This is a genomic window from Streptomyces sp. NPDC002853 (assembly GCF_053591915.1).
The window spans coordinates 141934-162710 of record NZ_JBSFUS010000012.1 but is presented as its reverse complement, the minus strand read 5'-3'; the positions used below and the strand labels follow the sequence as shown (position 1 = coordinate 162710).

Sequence of the window (20777 nt, the reverse complement as noted above, 5' to 3'; positions counted from 1 at the left end):
CTGAAAGAGCCGGTCCCCTCGGGGGCCGGCTCTTTCGTGTGCGCCCAGACCGTGTGCGCCCAGACCATATGCGCCCAGACCTCCACCGGCCCCGGAACCGCCACCGGCAGCTCCCAAAAGCCCTGCGGGCCCAGGGAGTTCTGCGCGGTGGCGGCGGTGACGGCCGTGACGTCGGACCCGGCGACGGTCAGGACGCGGGGCGGCGCGGTGCTCGCGCCCGGCTCACTCCACGTCCCCGTTGTCCCCGAAGTGGTCCCAGCCCTTGCTGGTCCAGGGCGCACCGTCCACCGTCACCTGGGGCAGTGCCGAGGGGTTGAGGACCTCGCCGATGACCTTCCAGCGAGCGGGCAGCTTCACGTCCGGCGGGAACGTCGCCACGATGGCGTGGTCCTCGCCGCCGTTGAGCACCCACTGCAGCGGGTCGACGCCGACGGCCTGGCCGATGTCGTTCATCTGGGTGGGCACGTCGACGTCTCCGGAGCGGATGTCGATGCGCACCTTGCTGGAGTCGGCGATGTGGCCGAGGTCGGCGATGAGGCCGTCGCTCACGTCCGTCATCGAGGTGGCGCCGAGACCGGCGGCCGCGGGGCCCGCGTGGTACGGCGGTTCGGGCCTGCGGTGGGCCTCCACGAAGGCGCGCGGTGAACGGAAGCCGCGGGAGAGCACCGCGTGCCCGGCGGCCGACCAGCCCAACCAGCCGGTGACGGCGACGACATCGCCGGGCTGAGCACCCGCGCGCGTGACCGGCTCGTGGTTGCGCAGATCGCCGAGCGCGGTGATCGCGACGGTGATCGTGTCGCCCCGTACGACGTCTCCGCCCACGACCGCGGCCCCGGCGACCTGGCATTCGTCACGCAGGCCGTCCATGAGCTCGGTGGGCCAGCTGGCGGGGAGTTCGGCGGGCACGACCAGGCCGAGCAGGAGCGCGGTCGGTACGGCGCCCATGGCGGCGATGTCCGCGAGGTTCTGCGCGGCGGCCTTGCGTCCCACGTCGTACGCGGTCGACCAGTCGCGCCGGAAGTGCCGCCCCTCCAGGAGGATGTCGGTGCTCGCCACGACCCTGCGGTCGGGGGCCGACACGACGGCGGCGTCATCGCCGGGGCCGAGCCGGACGGCCGGGGTGGACGTGAGCCGGGAGGTGAGTTCCCTGATGAGCCCGAACTCCCCCAACTCGCCGACGGTTCCCTTCACCGGGACTCACCATGCCCTTTCACGCTGCTCGGCTTGCGGTCGCGAGCCATCACTGTCATAGGTACGCTCGATATGATCGTCAACTTCTGTTGCCCGTCCACCGCGATGTGCGCGCCACAGCTCCCCCGGGTCTCCCCGTGGGAAGCGGCGACGCGGTACCGTGGCGTCCCTTCCCCCCACATGATCCTCGTGGCCGCCCTGGAGGTTCCGTGGTACAGGCGTACATCCTGATCCAAACAGAGGTCGGCAAGGCGTCGACCGTCGCCGAGCTGATCGGCAAGATCCCAGGAGTGATCCAGGCCGAGGACGTGACCGGACCCTACGATGTCATCGTGCGCGCCCAGGCGGACACGGTCGACGAACTCGGCCGCATGGTGGTCGCCAAAGTCCAGCAAGTGGACGGCATCACCCGGACCCTGACCTGCCCCGTCGTGCACCTGTAGCCCCCGTCTACCCTTGGCCGGTGAAGATTTCCCGTCGCCGGCGTCGCTGCCTCGTCTCCGCTCCCGCCCTCGCACTGCTGATCGCGTCCGCGGGCTGCTCCTCAGCAGACGAAGCGGTGAAGGCAGCGGTTCCCACCCCGGACGGCAAGGTCACCGAACTGTGCCGGAACCTGGACAAGCGGCTGCCGAAGAAGGTGGACGGTCTTGAGCGCGTTGATCCCGAGCCGAAGTCGGAGCTGACCGCCGGGTGGGGAGACCCGGCGATCATACTGCGCTGCGGTGTCGCCAGACCGCCGAAGATGAACGACCCCGAGGCGGACGGTGTGACGGCTGACGGCGTCAACTGGCTGATGGAGGAGCAGGACGACGGTTCGTTCCGCTTCACGTCCACGCTGCGCAAGGCGTACGTGGAGATCACGCTGCCCGAGGAGCGCGCGGGGAGCGGCGTGAGCCCGCTGACGGACTTCGCCGCCCCCGTCAAGAAGACGATCCCCAAGGGGATCGCCTAGCGCATCCCGCGAGGGGTCAGCGCAGCCCCGTCGACCGGTTGAGGGCCGCCTGGACGAGGCGGTCCACCAGCTCGGGGTAGCTGACGCCGCTCGCCTCCCACATCTGCGGGTACATCGAGATGGGCGTGAAGCCCGGCATCGTGTTGATCTCGTTGATCACGAACCCGTCCTCGGTGAGGAAGAAGTCCGCGCGCACCAGGCCCTCGCAGGAGGTGGCCTCGAAGGCGTCGACCGCGAGCCGCTGGATCTCGGCGGTCTGCTCGGGCGTCAGCGGGGCGGGCACGATCCCGGGCGTCGAGTCGATGTACTTCGCCTCGAAGTCGTAGTAGTCGTGCGACTGCACCGGCGGGATCTCGGCGGGCACGCTCGCGCGCGGCCCGTCCTCGAACTCCAGGACCCCGCACTCGATCTCGCGGCCGCGCAGGAGCGACTCGACGAGGATCTTGGGGTCGTGGCGGCGGGCTTCCTCGATCGCCTCGTCGAGGCCCTCGAAGGAGTCGACCTTGGTGATGCCCATCGAAGAGCCGCCGCGCGCGGGCTTGATGAACAGCGGCCAGCCGTGGTCGCCGGCGAACTCCGCGATCTTCTTGCGGGCGCCCTCCTGGTCGCGGTCCCACTCGCGCGGGCGGATCACCAGGTACGGGCCGACGGGCAGACCGAAGGAGGTGAACACCCGCTTCATGTACTCCTTGTCCTGGCCGACGGCCGAGGCGAGCACACCGGCGCCCACGTAAGGCACTCCGGAGAGCTCCAGGAGCCCCTGGAGGGTGCCGTCCTCTCCGTAGGGACCGTGCAGCATCGGGAAGACGACGTCGACCTCACCGAGCGCCTTGGGCACGGAGCCGGGCTCGCTGTAGACGACCTCGCGGTTGCCGGGGTCCAGCGGCATCACCACGCCGCCGTCGGCCGACTCGGCCAGCGCGTCGACGTTGGGCACCTGCCGGTCGGTGATCGCCATGCGGTCGGGATCGTCGGCGGTCAGGGCCCAGCGGCCGTCCGTCGTGATGCCGATGGGCAGGACGTCGTACTTGGTGCGGTCGATGGCACGCAGTACGGCGCCCGCCGTGACGACCGAGATGCCGTGCTCCGAGCTGCGGCCGCCGAACACGACGGCCACACGCGGCTTGCGGAGCGGCAGCTCAGAGCTCTGCTCGGGGCGCGGCTCGGGGCTCTGGGGGAGGTTCTCGCTGCTCATATCGGCTTGAGGGTACCCGCTGGCCCGGGGAGAGTCAGCGGCGCTCGGGCTTGGCGCTGCGCGACATCAGCTCCTTGAGGGCGACCACGGGGGGTGTGCCCTCGTGCACGATGCCCACGACCGTCTCGGTGATGGGCATGTCGACGCCGTGCCTGCGGGCCAGATCCAGCACCGACTCACAGGACTTGACGCCCTCCGCGGTCTGCTTGGTGACCGCGATGGTCTCCTCGAGGGTCATGCCCTTGCCGAGGTTGGTGCCGAAGGTGTGGTTGCGCGAGAGCGGCGACGAGCAGGTGGCCACCAGGTCGCCCAGGCCCGCGAGTCCGGAGAACGTCAGCGGGTCGGCGCCCATCGCCATGCCCAGGCGGGTGGTCTCGGCGAGCCCGCGCGTGATGAGCGAGCCCTTGGTGTTGTCGCCCAGGCCCATGCCGTCCGCGATGCCGACGGCGAGACCGATGACGTTCTTGACGGCGCCGCCGAGTTCGCAGCCGACGACGTCCGTGTTCGTGTACGGGCGGAAGTACGGGGTGTGGCAGGCGGTCTGCAGGCGTTGCGCGATCGATTCGTCGCGGCAGGCGACCACGGCGGCTGCGGGCTGCCTGGCGGCGATCTCGCGGGCGAGGTTGGGGCCCGTGACGACGGCCACGCGGTCGGCGGCGACCTTCGTGACGTCCTCGATGACCTCGCTCATCCGCATCGCGGAGCCCAGTTCGACGCCCTTCATGAGGGAGACGAGCACGGTGTCGGGGGCGAGCAGCGGCGCCCACTCGGCGAGGTTGCCGCGCAGCGTCTGCGAAGGCACCGCGAGCACGGTGAAGTCGGCGCCGGCCGCGGCCTCGGCCGGGTCCGTGGTCGCCCTCAGGCTCTCCGGGAGTTCGACACCGGGGAGGTAGTCCGGGTTGCTGTGCGAGGAGTTGACGGCCTCGGCGAGTTCGGCGCGGCGGGCCCACAGGGTGACGTCGCACCCGGCGTCGGCGAGCACCATGCCGAAGGCAGTACCCCACGAGCCGGTTCCGAAGACGGCGGCCCTCACCGGGTTCGTCACTTGCTGTCCTCCGTGGTGCTCTCGGGGGTGTTCTCGGGGACGCCTGAACCGCTCGGGCCGGTCGCCTTGCGGCGTTGCGCGAGCCGCGCCTTGCGCGGGTCGTAGGGAACCGCGGGCGCCTTCTCGTGCCGGATCTCCTCGAGGAGTTCGGTGACCCCGGCCATGATCTCCTCGGTCACCTCCCGCAGGATCTCGGGTGTGGGTTCCTTGTCGTAGAAGCGCGAGAGGTCGACCGGCTTGCCCGCGAGGACCTGGAGCTTCTTGCGCGGGAAGAGGCTGAGCTTCTTGCTGTACGGGGGAAGCGCGAGGTTGGCGCCCCACTGGGCGACGGGGATCACCGGGCACTTGGTCCGCAGGGCGACCCGCGCGGCACCGGACTTGGCGGTCATCGGCCACATCTCGGGGTCCCTGGTGAGGGTGCCCTCGGGGTAGAACGCCACGCACTCACCGCGCTCGATCGCGTCGACCGCGGCACGGAAGGCGTCGAGCGCATTCGTGGTCTCGCGGTAGACCGGGATCTGGCCCGTGCCCTTCATGACCTTGCCGACGAAGCCGTCCTTGAAAAGGCCGTCCTTTGCCAGGAAACGAGGCACTCGTCCGGTGTTGTACTGAAAATGCGCGTACGAGAGCGGGTCGATATACGAGTTGTGATTCACCGCCGTGATGAATCCACCGTCGGCCGGAATGTGCTCCATTCCACGCCAGTCCCGCTTGAACAGAACCACCAGCGGCGGTTTTGCGATGACCGCCGCCAGGCGGTACCAGAAGCCGATTCTGCGGCGGGACACTCGGACACCTTCCTCCATGAACCTGGTCGGCCGCACAAGTGTCGCCCCAGGCTGCCTGTCTGTCGAGAACACCGTACGCCCGCCCCCGCAACCCCGGCCCCGGTAGTGCCCCGGCCGGCAGGTCACAATGGGCCCGACGCGAAGGACGGAGCCGGCACCCGTGCAGTGGACCCTGGTGATACCCCTGAAGCCGCTGGAGCGCGCCAAGAGCAGGCTCACCGCCACCACCGGTGACACCTTGCGCCCCGGCCTCGCCCTGGCCTTCGCGCAGGACACCGTGGCCGCCGCGATGGCCTGCCCGGCGGTACGGGATGTGGTGGTCGTCACGGACGACGGCCTCGCCGGGCGCGAGCTGGCGGTGCTGGGGGCCAGGATCGTCCGTGACGAGCCCGCGGGGGGCCTCAACGCGGCCCTGGCGCACGGGGCGGCGGATGTACGCGCCGGGCGGCCCGGAACGGCCGTCGCGGCGCTCAATGCCGATCTCCCCGCACTGCGCCCCCTGGAATTGACCCGGGTACTCGACAGCGCGGCCCGATTTCCCCGTTCTTTCCTCGCGGACGCCGCCGGAATCGGCACGACGTTGCTCTCCGCCACCCCCGGCATGGAATTGCGTCCGGCATTCGGCGCGGCGTCCCGTTCCCGGCACAAGGCCTCCGGGGCGGTGGAACTTCCGCTCGACGACGTCGATTCCGTACGCCAGGACGTGGACACCGGCGACGACCTGCGGGCCGCGCTCGCGCTGGGTGTGGGGCCGCGCACGGCGGCGGCTGCCGCGAGGCTGCTGATCGCCGACTGAGTACGCTTCCCCCATGCAGGCGACCGCGTACACGTACGACTCCGAGACCCGCAGCGGCAGCGTGCTGCTCGACGACGGCACTCCGGTGCCCTTCGATCCCCCGGCGTTCGACGCGGGCGGCCTGCGGCTGCTCAGGCCCGGCCAGCGGGTGCGGATCGAGGTCGAGGGTGAGGGCGAGGGCCGCCGGATCACCCTGGTGACGCTGCAGACGTTCTGAAGTGGCCCCCGCACACGCCGCGGGCCGGGCTCCCAGTTGGGAGCCCGGCCCGGCGCGTGAGTGCCCTGGTGCCCTTACTTCTTGCGGGCGGTCGCCTTCTTGGCGGTGGTCTTGCGCGCCGTCGACTTCTTGGCCGGAGCGGTCTTCTTCGCGGTGGCCTTCTTGGTGGCCGGCGCGGTCTTCTTGGCGGTGGCCTTCTTGGCGGGGGTGGCCTTCTTGGCCGTCGCCTTCTTGGCCGTGGCCTTCTTGGCGGTCGCCGTCGTCTTCTTGGCGGTGGCCTTCTTGGCCGTGGCCGCCTTCTTCGCCGTCGCCGTCGTCTTCTTGGCGGTGGCCTTCTTGGCGGGGGTGGCCTTCTTCGCCGTCGCCTTCTTGGCGGTGGCCTTCTTGGCCGCGGCCTTCTTGACGGTCGCCGATGCGCTGCCGCCCGAAAGGCTGCCCTTGGGCGCCTTCTTGACCGCGACGTCGTTCTTCGGGAGCTTCTTCGAGCCGCTCACCAGGTCCTTGAAGCCCTGACCGGCGCGGAAGCGCGGAACCGAGGTCTTCTTGACCCGAACGCGCTCCCCGGTCTGCGGGTTGCGGGCGTAACGGGCCGGACGGTCAACCTTCTCGAACGAGCCGAAACCGGTGACCGAAACACGGTCTCCGCTGACCACGGCACGGACGACTGCGTCCAGAACCGCGTCCACGGCGTCGGCGGCCTGCTGACGGCCACCCACCTTGTCGGCAATCGCTTCTACGAGCTGCGCCTTGTTCACGTCTTCCCCTTCGGAGACCTCGCCCGAGCGTATTCGCCAGGCTTTTTCGCACGTTAGGCAGATATATACCGCAAATCAAACACGAAACGGGCTAATCACCCTTGTGCCGCAACGAACTCGACTGTCCATGAGTTCCTCGAAGGTTCCTCGAAGGGCCGTTTGAGCCTTGTGGCTCAGGCATCTTCGGGGAATCGGCCCTCTTCAGCTTCGTCGAGGGACGCCATCAATCGCTCCAGACGCCTTGCCGCATCGGCGAGATCGTGTTTGGCCGCGGCCGTAATGACCAGCAGCTTCCGGGTCAGCGCCATCCGTACGCCCTCCGGGACTTGCAGTGCACGCACCCTTGAGTGCGCTTCCTTCAGTTGGTCCGCAACAAGCCCGTAGAGCTCGAGTTGGCTGTCACGTTCCATGCACCGATTGTGCCATCTGGGGCGAGTTGTCGCCTCCGCAGGGGGTAACTACCCACATCCGGCGCCCTCCTGAGGGTACCCGGTCGGACCGAGTACAAGGGGATTTCAAGCCTCTTCTGCCGTCCGGATCAAGGGAGTTGAGACCACCCGTTCAGGTCAGCGGACCCCCTCCAGGGCCCGGACACAGATGTACCCCCAACCGTCCACGATTGGGGGTACACCAGGGTGTTGCGGGGGTGTCAGACCTGCACGGTCCGCGGCTTGTACGAGCGTCGGCCGGCCTCGTACGCGGCGATGTCCGGCTCGTTCTGGAGCGTGATGCTGATGTCGTCCAGGCCGTTCAGGAGACGCCAGCGGGCGTTCTCGTCGAGCTCGAAGTCGGCGGTGACGCCCTCGGCGCGGACCTGGCGATCCTGCAGGTCAACGGTGATCTCGGCCTGCGGGTCGGCCTCCGTCAGGTCCCAGAGCGCGTCCACGATCTTCTGGTCGAGCACGACGGTGAGCAGGCCGTTCTTCAGCGAGTTGCCGCGGAAGATGTCGGCGAAGCGCGAGGAGATGACGGTCTTGAAGCCGTAGTTCTGCAGCGCCCAGACGGCGTGCTCGCGCGAGGAGCCCGTACCGAAGTCGGGGCCTGCCACCAGGACCGTGGCGCCCTGGCGTTCGGGCTTGTTCAGGATGAACTCGCCGTCCTTGCGCCAGGCCTCGAAGAGCCCGTCCTCAAATCCGTCCCTGGTGACCTTCTTCAGCCAGTGGGCGGGGATGATCTGGTCGGTGTCGACGTTGCTGCGGCGCAGCGGAACGGCCCGGCCGGTGTGCGTGGTGAATGCTTCCATGGCTCTCAGACTCCGGCGGTGACGGGGTTACCAGGGGCGTCGGTCAGGTCCGCGGGCGACGACAGGTGGCCGGTGACCGCGGTGGCGGCGGCGACCTGGGGCGACACCAGGTGGGTGCGGCCGCCCTTGCCCTGCCTGCCCTCGAAGTTGCGGTTGGAGGTCGACGCGGAGCGCTCGCCGGGCGCCAGTTGGTCGGGGTTCATGCCCAGGCACATCGAGCAGCCGGCGTGCCGCCATTCGGCGCCCGCGGCGACGAAGACCTTGTCCAGGCCCTCCTCGATGGCCTGCAGGGCGACCCGGACCGAGCCGGGGACGATCAGCATCCGTACGCCGTCGGCGACTTTGCGGCCCTCGACGATGGACGCCGCCGCACGCAGGTCCTCGATGCGGCCGTTGGTGCACGAACCTACGAAGACGGTGTCGACCTTGATGTCGCGCAGCGCCTGCCCCGCGGTCAACCCCATGTATTCCAGGGCCTTTTCGGCGGCGTACCGCTCCGAGGCGTCTTCGTACGAAGCCGGATCGGGGACCTGCGCCGAGAGCGGCGCGCCCTGGCCCGGGTTGGTGCCCCAGGTGACGAACGGCGCGAGCTTCGTGGCGTCGATGTAGACCTCGGCGTCGAAGACCGCGTCCTCGTCCGTCTTCAGGGTCTTCCAGTACTCGACCGCCGCGTCCCACTCCTCGCCCTTCGGGGCGTGGTCGCGGCCCTTGATGTAGTCGAAGGTGGTCGCGTCGGGGGCGATCATGCCCGCGCGGGCGCCGGCCTCGATCGACATGTTGCAGATGGTCATGCGGGCTTCCATCGAGAGTTTCTCGATGGCGGAGCCGCGGTACTCCAGGACGTAGCCCTGGCCGCCGCCGGTGCCGATCTTGGTGATGATGGCGAGGATCAGGTCCTTGGCCGTGACGTCGTCGGGCAGTTCGCCGTCGACGGTGATGGCCATGGTCTTCGGCGGGGCCATCGGCAGCGTCTGCGTGGCCAGGACGTGCTCGACCTGGGAGGTGCCGATGCCGAACGCGAGCGCGCCGAAGGCGCCGTGCGTGGAGGTGTGCGAGTCGCCGCAGACCACGGTGGTGCCGGGCTGGGTCAGGCCCAGCTGGGGGCCCACCACGTGGACGACGCCCTGCTCCACGTCGCCCAGCGAGTGCAGCCGCACGCCGAACTCGGCGCAGTTCTTGCGCAGCGTCTCCAACTGCGCCCGCGAGACCGGGTCCGCGATGGGCTTGTCGATGTCGAGGGTCGGGGTGTTGTGATCCTCGGTGGCGATGGTGAGGTCGAGGCGCCGCACCGGGCGTCCTGCCTGGCGCAGGCCGTCGAAGGCCTGCGGGCTGGTCACCTCGTGCAGCAGGTGCAGATCGATGAAGAGGAGGTCGGGCTCGCCTTCGGCGCGCCGGACGACGTGGTCGTCCCAGACCTTCTCCGCGAGTGTCCTACCCATCGCTTTCCCTCCGACCGGCTGTGTTGGGCCGGCCCAACTAGAGAATTGTTCGTCCACGCCCGTACCCCTCGTGCCGCGCGTGGACCGCCATCCGTTGGTCCGCGGATCGCACGTCCCAGGGTGACGTGTTCCATCGAAAATTGAACTTGCGTTTCACAGAGTGAGACGCGAGTATCGACGCATGGACAACTCTAGCGGCGTCGGCGTTCTCGACAAGGCGGCTCTCGTCTTGAGCGCCCTGGAGTCCGGCCCGGCCACCCTCGCGGGTCTGGTCGCGGCCACCGGACTCGCACGACCCACGGCACACCGTCTCGCCGTGGCACTGGAACACCACCGGATGGTGGCGCGCGACATGCAGGGCCGCTTCATTCTCGGCCCGCGGCTCGCGGAACTCGCGGCGGCGGCCGGCGAGGACCGCCTGCTCGCCACGGCGGGCCCGGTCCTCACGCACCTGCGTGACGTGACGGGCGAGAGCGCGCAGCTCTATCGCCGCCAGGGCGACATGCGCATCTGCGTCGCGGCGGCCGAGCGTCTCTCGGGCCTGCGGGACACGGTCCCCGTCGGCTCGACGCTCACGATGAAAGCGGGCTCGTCCGCGCAGATCCTGATGGCCTGGGAGGAGCCGGAGCGCCTGCACCGCGGCCTCCAGGGCGCCCGCTTCACGGCCACCGCCCTTTCGGGCGTACGCCGCAGGGGCTGGGCCCAGTCCATCGGCGAGCGGGAGCCGGGCGTCGCGTCCGTCTCCGCCCCCGTGCGCGGCCCCTCGAACCGCGTGGTCGCCGCCGTCTCGGTCTCCGGGCCGATCGAGCGCCTGACCCGCCACCCGGGCCGGATGCACGCCCAGGCCATCATCGACGCCGCAGGACGCCTGTCCGAGGCCCTGCGCCGCACGGGCTGACCCGTACCACCCCGGTCAGCACGTAGTAATCGCCCGAGGGGCCGCCTCAACGCCGCGGCTGCCCCTCGGGCGTTTTACATGCCTCAGACGACCTTGAGCCGGTCGGCGGCCCGCTCCCCCCGGCGGCCCACCGGCACCACGCCGACGGCCTTGCCCAGGCCGAACTCCGGCATGTTGATGTAGACCGCCTCATGAGCGCCGGGCGGCACCACGTACGTCTCGTGCCAGAAGCCGACCTTCCCCTTGCCCTCCCGCAACCGCCGGTTGAAGGCGGCCCAGGCGGGGCGGTGCTCCTTGCCCTGCTCGGACGCGTAGGCAAGGAGCTTCTCCGGTGACTCCCAGTACTGGACGACGTACAGCACCCGTGGGCCGCCGAGCAGCAGTTGATAGCCGAGCATGCCGCTCCCCGGGTCCCGCGACAGCTCCTCGAGCATCCGGGGCATCGCCCGGAAGACGGGCCACCAGCTGCGCACGGCACGGAAGTTGTTGATGCGCATCCCGATGTTGAAGACGGTGACCGGACCCTGCGCGTCGGCGGTCATGCGCCCTTCGATCGGCTTGGTGCTCACGATGGTTCCCCCTTCAGAGAGCGTTGGATAGCTCTGCTATCCATGATTGGATAGTGCCACTCCCCAAGGGGATGCGCAAGAGAGAACCAAGAGAAGGAGCGAGCCGATGCGACTGGCGGAGCTCAGCACGCGCAGCGGGGTCTCGACGGCCACGATCAAGTACTACCTGCGCGAGGGGCTGCTCCCGCCGGGCCGCCGCGTGACGGCCACGCAGGCCGAGTACGACGAGCAGCACCTGCGGCGACTGCGCCTCGTCCGGGCGCTCATCCAGGTGGGCCGGGTGCCGATCGCGTCCGCCCGCGAGGTGCTCACCGCCCTGGAGGACGACTCCCTCGACCACAACTCCCGTCTGGGCATGGCGGTCTGGGCACTCCCCCACGGCCCCGAGCCCGTCGAGGACGACCCGGCGACACTGACGGCACGCCACACGGCCGACGCCCTGCTCGAACGGCTCGACTGGCGGTACGGCCAGGGCTACGGCGCCGATTCACCGGCGTACGGGATGCTCGTGACCGCGGTCGCGACGCTCGCCCGGCTCGGATACCCCTGCGCCGTCGACGACTTGGCGCCCTACGCGCGCTCGGCGGGACAACTGGCCGTCGCCGACCTGGACTTGGTGGAGCGCTACGAGTCGCCCGACGAACAGCTGGAGGCGGCGGTCGCGCTCACCGTCCTCTACGAACCGGTCCTGCTGAGCCTGCGCAGGCTCGCCCAGGCCGAGGAGTCCAACCGCCGCTACGGGCAGGAGGGTTCGGGCGACGCGACAGGAGCGCCGGAGGAATGACGAAAGGGCCCTCCCTTACGGGAAGGCCCCTTCTTTCTGTACCCCCGACCGGATTCGAACCGGCGCTACCGCCTTGAGAGGGCGGCGTGCTAGGCCGCTACACAACGGGGGCTAGCTTTTCCTGCTGCACTGCTTTGTCCTGCCGTACTGCGCTGGGCTACCAGGACTCGAACCTAGAACAACGGAACCAGAAACCGTCGTGTTGCCAATTACACCATAGCCCACTGTGGTCTAGACCAGCTAGACACTGCGTACCCCCGACCGGATTCGAACCGGCGCTACCGCCTTGAGAGGGCGGCGTGCTAGGCCGCTACACAACGGGGGCCCTAGCGATCCTGCATCGGCTGCAGTGGGTGCGACCCGAACTGCTTCCATGGGAAGGATCTGTACCCCCGACCGGATTCGAACCGGCGCTACCGCCTTGAGAGGGCGGCGTGCTAGGCCGCTACACAACGGGGGCGTTGCAGATAAGCTCTGCGAGCTGGCCTACCAGGACTCGAACCTAGACTAACGGAACCAGAAACCGTCGTGCTGCCAATTACACCATAGGCCATCGATACGCAACCCCTTGCGGGAGTTTTGCTCGACTTGCGCTTCCTGGTCGGACCTTTCGGCCTTCTCGGGCGGCGCAGGAAGAACATTACCCGAAGGTGGACGGCGCTCCAAAACGGGTATCGCCGCGGAGCAGCGGGGGCAGCTCGGTGAGACACGTGATGCGGTGTACGCCCGACATGCCTTCCTGGGCCGCGCCGTTGCGGTCGAGCCAGATGCCGAGAAGACCCGCGTCCCGGGCGCCCCGTGCGTCGATCTCCGGCTGGTCCCCTACGTAGGCGACTTCCTCGGGGGCCAGGCCCATCGTCGTACACACCGCGAGGAAGGCCTCCGCCGCGGGCTTGGAGACGCCGAGTTCGGCGGCGCACAGGACGGACTCGAAGCGGTCCCGCACGCCGAGTACGCGCAGCTTGCGGTCCTGGACCATCAGTGCGGAGTTCGAGAGCACGGCGTGGCGGTAGTCGTCGGCGAGGGCGTCCAGGACGGGGAGGGTGTCGGGGAAGAGGGTCCAGGCGGATTCGTAGTGGACGAGGTAGCGCTGGAACCAGGCGTCCGCGTCCCGGTCGCTCAGGACGGCGTCCAGGAACTCGCGTACGCGGTCGCGGCGCTGGGCCTCGAAGTCGACCCTTCCGGCACTGAAGCGGGCCCAGTGGCGCTCGGTGACCTCTTTCCACAGGGCAAGGGCACGCTCGGCGGTCTCGTACCGCTCCATGAGGCCTTCGGCGGTGAGGTGGGCGTGCATGCCGGTGGCGTCGGCGTACGCGTAATCGAAGATCGTGTCGTCCACGTCCCAGACCACGGCTTTGATCGGCATGGTCCGAACGTACGCGAAGGGCCCGGCAGCCGTGATGGCTTCCGGGCCCTTCGTTCTGAACGTGCGTGCTTGCGCAGCCTTACGCGGCAAGCTTCGCCAGGGCCGCGTCGATGCGGGCCAGGGACTTCTCCTTGCCCAGGATCTCCAGGGACTCGAAGAGGGGCAGGCCGACCGTGCGGCCGGTGACGGCGACGCGGACCGGGGCCTGGGCCTTGCCGAGCTTCAGGCCGTGCTCCTCGCCGGCGGCCAGGACGGCCTCCTTGAGGGACTCGGGGGACGTCCAGTCGGCGGCGTCGAGCTTGGCGCGGGCCGTCGTCAGAAGGGCGGCCGGGTCGCCCTTGCCCATGGCCTTCGTCCAGGACGCCTCGTCGTCGACGGGCTGGTCGAGGAAGAGGAAGTCCACGTTCTCCGTGATCTCGGAGAGGACCTTGATGCGGGTCTGGGCGTGGGGGGCGATGGCTTCCCAGGCGGCCTGGTCGAAGCTCTCGGGGGCCCAGTTGGCGTGCGGGGCCCGAAGCCACGGCTCGCAGGCCGCCGCGAACGCCTTCACGTCCAGCATGCGGATGTGGTCGGCGTTGATCGCCTCGGCCTTCTTCAGGTCGAAGCGGGCCGGGTTGGCGTTCACGTCCGCGAGGTCGAACTTGGCGACCATGTCCTCGATCGAGAAGACGTCCTGGTCCGCGGAGAACGACCAGCCCAGGAGGGACAGGTAGTTGAGGAGGCCCTCGGGGAGGAAGCCGCGCTCGCGGTAGAGGTTCAGGGACGCCTGCGGGTCGCGCTTGGAGAGCTTCTTGTTGCCCTCGCCCATGACGTACGGGAGGTGGCCGAAGGCCGGGGTCTCCTTGGCGATGCCCAGGTCCGCAAGCGCCGCGTAGAGGGCGATCTGGCGGGGGGTCGAGGAGAGCAGGTCCTCGCCGCGCAGGACGTGGGTGATCTCCATCAGCGCGTCGTCGACCGGGTTCACCAGGGTGTAGAGCGGTGCTCCGTTGGCGCGGACGATGCCGTAGTCCGGGACGTTCTCCGGCTGGACGGTGATCTCGCCGCGGACCAGGTCCGTGAACGTGATCGCCTCGTCGGGCATGCGGAAACGGACGATGGGCTTGCGGCCCTCCGTCTCGTACGCGGCACGCTGCTCGGCGGTCAGGTCGCGGCAGTGGCCGTCGTAGCCGGACGGCTTGCCGGCGGCGCGGGCGGCGTCGCGGCGGGCGTCCAGCTCCTCCGTGGAGCAGTAGCAGTAGTACGCGCGGCCGGAGTCCAGGAGCTTGGCGGCGACGTCCTGGTAGACGTCCATCCGCTGCGACTGGCGGTACGGCGCGTGCGGGCCGCCGACCTCGGGGCCCTCGTCCCAGTCGAAGCCCAGCCAGCGCATCGCCTCGAGCAGCTGCTCGTACGACTCCTCCGAGTCGCGGGCCGCGTCGGTGTCCTCGATGCGGAAGACGAGGGAGCCCTCGTTGTGCCGGGCGTAGGCCCAGTTGAAGAGAGCGGTGCGGACCAGGCCCACGTGGGGGTTGCCGGTCGGCGAGGGACAGAACCGTACGCGTACGGGAGTCGCGTTAGCCACGCTTGATCACCTTGTTGGTGAGAGTGCCGATGCCTTCGATGGTGACGGCGACCTCGTCGCCGACGTTCAGGGGGCCGACCCCTGCCGGGGTGCCCGTGAGGATGACGTCGCCGGGGAGCAGCGTCATGGCCTCGGAGATGTGCACGATCAGGTCCTCGACGGAGCGGACCATGTCGGTCGTACGCCCCAGCTGGCGCTGTTCGCCGTTGACCGTGCACTGGATGGTGAGGTCGGAGGGGTCGAGGTCGGTCTCCACCCAGGGGCCGAGCGGGCAGGAGCTGTCGAAGCCCTTGGCCCTGGCCCACTGCTTCTCGCGCTGCTGGACGTCACGCGCGGTGACGTCGTTCGCGCAGGTGTAGCCGAGGATGACGTCGCGGGCGCGCTCGCGCGGGACCTCGCGGCACATGCGGCCGATGACCACGGCGAGCTCGGCCTCGTAGTGCACCTCCTGCGAGAAGGAGGGGTACGCGATGGCGTCACCGGGGCCGATCACCGAGGTGGACGGCTTGAAGAAGGCGACCGGGACGTCGGGGACCTCGTTGCCGAGTTCCTTGGCGTGGTCCGCGTAGTTGCGGCCGATGCCCACGACCTTGTTGGGGAGCACCGGAGGCAGCAGCCTGACCTTGCTCAGCGGGACCTTCGTGCCGGAGAGCTCGAAGTCCGCGAACGGGATGCCCTTGATGATGTCGAGGACGAGCCCATCGGTCGTTCCGGGGGGACTTTCGCCCTCGACCGCGCCGAAGGCGACGTTGCCGTCGATGGAGAACCTGGCGATGCGCAAGAGCGGTGCCCTTTGCTGGAGGGAGAGACTGACACCCCAGGCTAACGCGGTGGCCTGCGGCCGGCGTGCGACCGGATCTCACGTGCCCCCGCGTCGGCACTCCGTCTGTCGCCGCTGCGCGAGCTCGTCCTCGAACGCCGGACGGGCTGGATTCTTCTCAGACAGCCGGACTGAACTGCTCCGGCGCGTCCATAAGGATCGTGCGCTTCGGGTTGGCCGTCACCGCCGGGAGTTCCGTCGCGTGGTCCGGCTGCTCGGCGGCCGGGGCGACCTCCTGTGCGTCCGTGAGGTGGGCGAGGGTGGTGCGGCGCGGGTTGGCTATGTTGCGGAACATCGCCGACTTGACGGTCTTCATCTGCTGTTCGTGCCCTGTCAGTTGAGGCGTCGTGTGGTGGACGCGGGTTGTCGGATTCGCCATCCCTGTAAAGCGTCAGGCTAAACATCCAATTCCCGCCCAAAGCCCGGATGAGGCCTTGATCTTCATGTGAGTTTGCTCACGAGGTAGCGGGCAAAAGGGTCAATTCAGGCCCGTGAAGGGGTTGTTGGAATCGGACATTGCGCCACTGAAGCCATCATTCCGCTCCCGATCATGAACACTGGGACACCCGTCGGCCAGAGCTTTACTGGGCCCAATGGCCCGTTTTGCCCCAGATCACTTTCTACGTCTCGTGACGCGCCACTCACGCCCAGTCACGGAGGTCGCGGCGCGACACACGGGCCTTGTTGGAGATCCTGCACTGTGCTGGAATTCCCGGGACCGCCGCGGGATCGAACCGGCGCGCAGGGGCGCAACGCAGCGCCGAGTGGCGGCGGGAAAGGGGAGCCAGCGCCGGTCACTCACGACCACCATGGGGCGTTCTGCGCCCCACGACGCCGACACCGTCCCGCCGTTTGTGCGGAGGGACGCCTGGTCCAGAGGTTGCGACGCTAGTGCAGGGACGTTTCAAGAGGGATGGCAGCAGCGCTGCGGCAGAGCCGGAGCGCGGCGGGACCGACCGCGGCTCCTCGGCCCAGCACGCCCAGAACCCCGGGCAGGTACCGGCCGGCGAGACCGGCCGCGGAGCCGGCGGCGTGAGCCTGCCCACGGCCACCGCGTCATCGGGCGGCACGACGGGCACCGTGAAGTCGCCCACCGGGCCCGGCTCGCGAATAGCCCTGCGCAACTGGCGCATCTCCACCCGACTGGTCTCGCTGCTCGCGCTCCCCGTGATCACCGCGACCTCCCTCGGCGCGCTCCGCATCAACGAGTCCATGGACGAGATCCAGCAGCTCAACAACATGAAGCTGCTGACCGACATGACCAAGCGCGCCACCGAGCTGGCCTCCGCGCTCCAGGAGGAGCGCGACCGCTCGGCAGGCCCCCTCGCGCACGGCGCGAACTCCTCGGACTACGTGGTCAAGGGCGCCCGGCAGAAGACCGACCGCGCCTACAACCGCTTCCTGCAGGAGACGCAGGACCTCGACAACACCGACGGCGACAAGGGTCTCCTCGGCGTCCGCGCGAACACCGTCGAGATCACGCAGCAGCTCCAGAAGATCAATGACGTACGCAAGAACGCCTACGACGACGAGAACTCCACGTCGCAGACGGTCGACGCGTACAGCCAGCTCATCGAGCAGCTGCTCACCCTGTCCTCGGACATGGCGCAGGCGACCAGCAACCCGGACATGATCCAGCGCACCCGCGCCCTGACGGCCTTCTCCTCCGCCAAGGAGTACGCCTCGGTGCAGCGCGCGGTGATCGCCGCCTCGCTCCCCGCCGGTGACAGCACCTTCGGCAAGATCTCCGAGACCGACCGGCGCTACGGCTGGTCCGCGCTCGACAAGGAAAACTCCGAACTGGATGCCTTCAAGGGCATCTACTCGGGCAATCCCGACGAGCTGACCAAGCCCATCGACGGCGGCAACTCCTCCATCAAGGGCGCCGACTCCTATGCCAAGCGTGTGCTTGAGCAGGAGGGCGGCATCAAGCTCCAGGACAAGCGTTCGTACAAGGACTGGGTCGACGCCGACACCACCAAGATCGACGCGATGTCCAAGATCGAGCTCACGCTGCTCAACGAGATGGAGCAGAAGGCCCGCGAGCTGCGCAACGAGTCCGAGCAGGCCGCCATCCTCAACGGTGCGCTGATCCTGCTCGTCCTCGGCGTCTCGCTCGTCGGCGCCTTCGTCGTGGCCCGGTCCATGATCCGCTCGCTGCGGCGCCTCCAGGACACCGCGACCAAGGTCGCCCAGGACCGGCTGCCCGAGCTCGTCAAGCAGCTCTCCGAGGCCGACCCCCAGGACGTCGACACCTCGGTCGAGTCCGTCGGTGTGCACTCCCGGGACGAGATCGGCCAGGTGGCCGCGGCCTTCGACGACGTGCACCGCGAGGCCGTCCGCCTCGCCGCCGAGCAGGCGTTGCTGCGAGGCAACGTCAACGCGATGTTCACCAACCTGTCGAGGCGTTCGCAGGGTCTCATCCAGCGTCAGCTGTCTCTTATTTCCGAGCTGGAGTCGCGCGAGGCCGACCCGGACCAGCTGTCCTCGCTCTTCAAGCTCGACCACCTCGCGACCCGCATGCGCCGTAACGGCGAGAACCTCCTCGTTCTCGCCGGTGAAGAGCCCGGCCGTCGCTGGACCCGGCCCGTCCCGCTCGTCGACGTGCTGCGTGCCGCCGCGTCCGAGGTGGAGCAGTACGAGCGCATCGAGCTCTCCGCGGTCCCGACGACCGAGGTCGCCGGACGCGTGGTCAACGACCTCGTGCACCTGCTCGCCGAGCTTCTGGAGAACGCGACGTCGTTCTCCTCGCCGCAGACCAAGGTCAAGGTCACCGGTCACGCGCTGCCTGACGGCCGTGTGCTGATCGAGATCCACGACACCGGCATCGGCCTCTCCCCCGAGGACCTCGCGGCGATCAACGAGCGGCTCGCGTCGCCGCCCACCGTGGACGTCTCGGTCTCGCGCCGCATGGGTCTGTTCGTGGTCGGCCGTCTGTCGCAGCGCCACGGCATCCGCATCCAGCTCCGTCCTTCGGACTCCGGCGGCACGACCGCGCTCGTCATGCTGCCCATCGATGTCGCCCAGGGCGGCAAGAAGGCGCCGAACAAGCCCGGTGCGCCCGGCCCCGGCCAGGGCGGTGGCCCGGTCGCCGCGCAGGCGTCCGCGGGTGCCGCGGCAGCGCGTCGCGGCGTCGGCGGCGGTAACGGTGCGCCCGGCTCGGCAGGTCCCGCGGGATCCCAGGGCAGGCTCGGCGCCGGTCCGCCCCGTGGTCAGGTCACGGGTGCGGGGCCGCGTGCCGCGCTGCCCTCGCGTGACGCGGGACCGGGGCCGCGCAACGGTTCGCCGTCCGCTCCCGCGGGCCCGCCGTCCGGTCAGCAGCCTCCCCGCCAGGGACCGCCCGGACAGGGTGCCGGCGCCCCGGGCTCGTCCGGTGGCAGCCTCTTCGGGGGCGGGCAGGGCGGTAACCGCGGTCAGGCCTCCGCGCCGCAGCCTCCGGTGCCCCAGCAGCGTACGAACCCGGTGAACCCCGCGGGGCCCGCCAACCCCGCAGGTCCGGCGCACCCATCCGCGACCGACGCCGGGGACCAGGGGCGCAGGCCGCAGCTGCCGCCGCGCGGTGGTCCGCGTGCCGAGCTTCCCGGGGGCAACCCGCAGCCGCGCGTGCCCAGTTGGAGCGACGAGAACGCGCAGCCGCAGATATCGCACGAACCGTTCGACACCCCGCGCGGGCACGAGGAGCCGGAGTCCACGGGACAGTTCCCGCACCCCTCGGCCGGTGCCGCGCAAGGCCCCGGTTCGACCGCCGAGTTCGCGCGGCCGGACTTCAACGGGCCGCCGCCCGGCACGGGTTCGCCGCAGAACGCGGGCCAGCAGGGTGGTCAGGGTCCGGGTCAGGGCCAGGGTCAGCAGGGCACCGGTCAGTTCGTCCGTCCGGACGTCTTCGGTGGCCAGGACTCCTCTTCGGGCACGAACCAGTTCCAGCGTCCCGGCACCAGCGCTCCCGGCTACAACGGCGGGGCTCCCCGACGCGGCCAGAACCCCGGCCAGAACCCGGGTCAGAACCCCGGCCAGGGCCAGGGTGCGCAGGGCCAGGGCGGTCAGCTCGGCATCCCGCCGGTGGCGCCGCAGCCTCAGCAGCCCGTACGGCCCTCGCAGCCGGACGAGCTGCCGCCCGCCGGTCCGGGTGACGGCCGTACCCCGCTGTTCGACACGCTGGAGACCAACTGGTTCCAGCAGCAACAGCAGCAGCAAGGGCAGCAGCAGCCCCAGGGCAGCGCACCCGAGCAGCAGCAGCCCCAGCGTCCGCAGCGGCAGCAGCCGTCGTCGCCCTCGTCGCCCCTTCCGTCGAGGCCGCAGGCACAGCAGCCGCAGAACCCGGCCGCGCCGCAGCGCCCGACCGGAACGCCCGCCGCGCCGGCCAACGGAACCGGTGGCGGGAACGGCAGCCACGTCACGAACGGCAGCGCCGCCTCCTGGCGCACCTCGCCCAACGACGAGCTGGGCCGCCAGGCCGAGCGCGTCCGGCAGCCGTCCGCGGGTGGCGTCACCACGTCCGGCCTGCCGCGCCGCGTTCCGCGAGCCAACCTCGTCGCGGGCACCGCTCAGCAGCAGCAGGACAGCACAGGTCCGCAGGTCTCGCGTGCGCCCGACGACGTGCGCGGCCGGCTGACGAATCTCCGTCGGGGCATCCAGCAGGGTCGCCAGGCCGGTACCGGCCAGACCGGCAGCTTCCCCACTCACCAGCAGGAGCGTTAGTTGAGTCCGAGCCAGGCGGCACAGAATCTGAACTGGTTGATCACGAACTTCGTGGACAACACCCCCGGGGTGTCCCACACCGTCGTGGTCTCCGCCGACGGCCTCCTTCTGGCGATGTCCGAGGGCTTCCCGCGTGACCGCGCCGACCAGTTGGCCGCGGTCGCGTCGGGTCTCACCTCCCTCACCGCCGGGGCCTCGCGGATCTTCGAGGGCGGCGCCGTCACCCAGACCGTGGTGGAGATGGAGCGGGGGTTCCTCTTCCTCATGTCGGTCTCCGACGGTTCGTCCCTCGCCGTGCTCGCACACCCCGAGTGCGACATCGGCCTCGTCGGCTACGAGATGGCGCTCCTCGTGGACCGCGCGGGCGCCGTCCTGACCCCGGACCTCCGCGCCGAACTGCAGGGCAGCCTGCTGCACTAGCTCTCTTCATCGGCCGCCCCACCGACCGAACGTACTGACC

General features: G+C 69.7%; 21 protein-coding genes and 5 tRNA genes. 8 read left to right on the top strand and 18 right to left on the bottom strand.

Annotated features, from left to right (window positions below; all coding sequences use genetic code 11):
• Positions 1-222: 222 nt before the first annotated feature.
• A complete protein-coding gene (locus tag ACWD02_RS31345; RefSeq protein WP_363212506.1) occupies positions 223-1191 on the bottom strand; it encodes a thiamine-phosphate kinase in 969 nt (322 codons plus the stop codon).
• Between the two features lie 209 nt (positions 1192-1400).
• Here ACWD02_RS31345 and ACWD02_RS31340 point away from each other — a divergent pair, with 209 nt between their 5' ends.
• Together ACWD02_RS31340 and ACWD02_RS31335 are read left to right on the top strand one after the other, a co-directional pair.
• Complete coding sequence (locus tag ACWD02_RS31340; protein WP_016642988.1) at positions 1401-1634, top strand: Lrp/AsnC family transcriptional regulator; 234 nt, start codon at positions 1401-1403, stop codon at positions 1632-1634.
• A gap of 26 nt (positions 1635-1660) precedes the next feature.
• A complete protein-coding gene (locus tag ACWD02_RS31335; protein WP_451216815.1) occupies positions 1661-2143 on the top strand; it encodes a DUF3515 domain-containing protein in 483 nt (160 codons plus the stop codon).
• A 16-nt stretch (positions 2144-2159) separates the two neighbouring features.
• Here ACWD02_RS31335 and ACWD02_RS31330 read toward each other — a convergent pair whose 3' ends face one another.
• From ACWD02_RS31330 to ACWD02_RS31320, 3 genes are read right to left on the bottom strand one after another with little or no spacing between them, the layout of a single operon-like run.
• Positions 2160-3338 carry a D-alanine--D-alanine ligase family protein gene (locus ACWD02_RS31330; protein ID WP_451216371.1) on the bottom strand — a complete coding sequence of 393 codons (1179 nt, stop codon included), beginning with the start codon at positions 3336-3338 and terminating at the stop codon, positions 2160-2162.
• A gap of 34 nt (positions 3339-3372) precedes the next feature.
• On the bottom strand, positions 3373-4383 hold the full coding sequence (locus ACWD02_RS31325; RefSeq protein WP_451216368.1) for an NAD(P)H-dependent glycerol-3-phosphate dehydrogenase: 1011 nt from the start codon (positions 4381-4383) through the stop codon (positions 3373-3375).
• The gene (locus tag ACWD02_RS31320) at positions 4380-5171 is read right to left on the bottom strand and encodes a lysophospholipid acyltransferase family protein (protein WP_451216365.1); all 792 of its coding nucleotides are present in this window, start codon (positions 5169-5171) and stop codon (positions 4380-4382) included. Before ACWD02_RS31320 ends, ACWD02_RS31325 begins: the two co-directional genes overlap by 4 nt.
• A 160-nt stretch (positions 5172-5331) precedes the next feature.
• On the opposite strand from ACWD02_RS31320, the gene cofC reads away from it, so the two are divergent.
• Entirely contained in the window at positions 5332-5967 is a 636-nt protein-coding gene (gene cofC, locus ACWD02_RS31315) for a 2-phospho-L-lactate guanylyltransferase (RefSeq protein ID WP_451216362.1), read from the top strand.
• A 13-nt stretch (positions 5968-5980) separates the two neighbouring features.
• Positions 5981-6184 carry a hypothetical protein gene (locus ACWD02_RS31310; protein WP_160507421.1) on the top strand — a complete coding sequence of 68 codons (204 nt, stop codon included), beginning with the start codon at positions 5981-5983 and terminating at the stop codon, positions 6182-6184.
• A 74-nt stretch (positions 6185-6258) separates the two neighbouring features.
• On the opposite strand, the gene ACWD02_RS31305 is transcribed toward ACWD02_RS31310, so the two are convergent.
• From ACWD02_RS31305 to leuC, 4 genes are all read right to left on the bottom strand, one after another.
• Positions 6259-6939, bottom strand: a complete 681-nt coding sequence (locus ACWD02_RS31305) for an HU family DNA-binding protein (protein WP_451216359.1) — start codon at positions 6937-6939, stop codon at positions 6259-6261.
• Between the two features lie 173 nt (positions 6940-7112).
• On the bottom strand, positions 7113-7349 hold the full coding sequence (locus ACWD02_RS31300) for an SCO5555 family protein (RefSeq protein WP_363212500.1): 237 nt from the start codon (positions 7347-7349) through the stop codon (positions 7113-7115).
• A 239-nt stretch (positions 7350-7588) separates the two neighbouring features.
• Complete coding sequence (gene leuD, locus ACWD02_RS31295; RefSeq protein ID WP_363212499.1) at positions 7589-8182, bottom strand: 3-isopropylmalate dehydratase small subunit; 594 nt, start codon at positions 8180-8182, stop codon at positions 7589-7591.
• Positions 8183-8187: 5 nt separating this feature from the next.
• Positions 8188-9621, bottom strand: coding sequence for a 3-isopropylmalate dehydratase large subunit (gene leuC, locus ACWD02_RS31290; RefSeq protein ID WP_451216355.1), 1434 nt, complete (start codon positions 9619-9621; stop codon positions 8188-8190).
• Positions 9622-9802: 181 nt separating this feature from the next.
• Here leuC and ndgR point away from each other — a divergent pair, with 181 nt between their 5' ends.
• Positions 9803-10519: an IclR family transcriptional regulator NdgR gene (gene ndgR, locus ACWD02_RS31285; RefSeq protein WP_053137572.1), complete on the top strand. Its 717-nt coding sequence runs from the start codon at positions 9803-9805 to the stop codon at positions 10517-10519.
• 83 nt (positions 10520-10602) lie between these two features.
• Here the strand turns inward: ndgR and ACWD02_RS31280 are convergent, their stop codons facing one another.
• Positions 10603-11061 carry a DUF4188 domain-containing protein gene (locus ACWD02_RS31280; protein WP_451216812.1) on the bottom strand — a complete coding sequence of 153 codons (459 nt, stop codon included), beginning with the start codon at positions 11059-11061 and terminating at the stop codon, positions 10603-10605.
• A gap of 133 nt (positions 11062-11194) precedes the next feature.
• Here ACWD02_RS31280 and ACWD02_RS31275 point away from each other — a divergent pair, with 133 nt between their 5' ends.
• Positions 11195-11872, top strand: coding sequence for a MerR family transcriptional regulator (locus ACWD02_RS31275; protein ID WP_451216352.1), 678 nt, complete (start codon positions 11195-11197; stop codon positions 11870-11872).
• A 39-nt stretch (positions 11873-11911) separates the two neighbouring features.
• Here ACWD02_RS31275 and ACWD02_RS31270 read toward each other — a convergent pair.
• The 9 genes from ACWD02_RS31270 to ACWD02_RS31230 form a co-directional block, all read right to left on the bottom strand.
• Positions 11912-11984: transfer RNA gene (locus tag ACWD02_RS31270), tRNA-Glu, on the bottom strand.
• Positions 11985-12024: 40 nt separating this feature from the next.
• Positions 12025-12096: transfer RNA gene (locus ACWD02_RS31265), tRNA-Gln, on the bottom strand.
• 28 nt (positions 12097-12124) lie between these two features.
• Positions 12125-12197: transfer RNA gene (locus tag ACWD02_RS31260), tRNA-Glu, on the bottom strand.
• A 62-nt stretch (positions 12198-12259) separates the two neighbouring features.
• Positions 12260-12332, bottom strand: a tRNA-Glu gene (locus tag ACWD02_RS31255).
• A 21-nt stretch (positions 12333-12353) separates the two neighbouring features.
• A tRNA-Gln gene (locus ACWD02_RS31250) sits at positions 12354-12425 on the bottom strand.
• Between the two features lie 87 nt (positions 12426-12512).
• Entirely contained in the window at positions 12513-13238 is a 726-nt protein-coding gene (locus ACWD02_RS31245) for an HAD family hydrolase (protein ID WP_451216349.1), read from the bottom strand.
• A gap of 79 nt (positions 13239-13317) precedes the next feature.
• Positions 13318-14799: a glutamate--tRNA ligase gene (gltX, locus tag ACWD02_RS31240; protein ID WP_451216346.1), complete on the bottom strand. Its 1482-nt coding sequence runs from the start codon at positions 14797-14799 to the stop codon at positions 13318-13320.
• Positions 14792-15580 carry a fumarylacetoacetate hydrolase family protein gene (locus ACWD02_RS31235; protein ID WP_451216343.1) on the bottom strand — a complete coding sequence of 263 codons (789 nt, stop codon included), beginning with the start codon at positions 15578-15580 and terminating at the stop codon, positions 14792-14794. The genes gltX and ACWD02_RS31235 overlap by 8 nt, the downstream gene beginning before the upstream one ends.
• Positions 15581-15737: 157 nt before the next feature.
• Positions 15738-15935: a hypothetical protein gene (locus ACWD02_RS31230; protein ID WP_451216811.1), complete on the bottom strand. Its 198-nt coding sequence runs from the start codon at positions 15933-15935 to the stop codon at positions 15738-15740.
• A 575-nt stretch (positions 15936-16510) separates the two neighbouring features.
• Here ACWD02_RS31230 and ACWD02_RS31225 point away from each other — a divergent pair.
• On the top strand, positions 16511-20317 hold the full coding sequence (locus tag ACWD02_RS31225) for a nitrate- and nitrite sensing domain-containing protein (protein ID WP_451216340.1): 3807 nt from the start codon (positions 16511-16513) through the stop codon (positions 20315-20317).
• Positions 20318-20737 (top strand): roadblock/LC7 domain-containing protein, encoded by a 420-nt coding sequence (locus ACWD02_RS31220; RefSeq protein ID WP_098244998.1) that lies wholly within the window; start codon positions 20318-20320, stop codon positions 20735-20737.
• Positions 20738-20777: the final 40 nt, after the last annotated feature.

Coding starts and splice junctions, on each gene's coding strand:
- ACWD02_RS31230 (WP_451216811.1), bottom strand. CDS start 15,935: ATGAAGACCGTCAAGTCGGCGATGTTCCGCAACATAGCCAACCCGCGC.
- leuC (WP_451216355.1), bottom strand. CDS start 9,621: ATGGGTAGGACACTCGCGGAGAAGGTCTGGGACGACCACGTCGTCCGG.
- ACWD02_RS31275 (WP_451216352.1), top strand. CDS start 11,195: ATGCGACTGGCGGAGCTCAGCACGCGCAGCGGGGTCTCGACGGCCACG.
- ndgR (WP_053137572.1), top strand. CDS start 9,803: ATGGACAACTCTAGCGGCGTCGGCGTTCTCGACAAGGCGGCTCTCGTC.
- leuD (WP_363212499.1), bottom strand. CDS start 8,182: ATGGAAGCATTCACCACGCACACCGGCCGGGCCGTTCCGCTGCGCCGC.
- ACWD02_RS31330 (WP_451216371.1), bottom strand. CDS start 3,338: ATGAGCAGCGAGAACCTCCCCCAGAGCCCCGAGCCGCGCCCCGAGCAG.
- ACWD02_RS31300 (WP_363212500.1), bottom strand. CDS start 7,349: ATGGAACGTGACAGCCAACTCGAGCTCTACGGGCTTGTTGCGGACCAA.
- ACWD02_RS31245 (WP_451216349.1), bottom strand. CDS start 13,238: ATGCCGATCAAAGCCGTGGTCTGGGACGTGGACGACACGATCTTCGAT.
- ACWD02_RS31280 (WP_451216812.1), bottom strand. CDS start 11,061: ATGACCGCCGACGCGCAGGGTCCGGTCACCGTCTTCAACATCGGGATG.
- ACWD02_RS31310 (WP_160507421.1), top strand. CDS start 5,981: ATGCAGGCGACCGCGTACACGTACGACTCCGAGACCCGCAGCGGCAGC.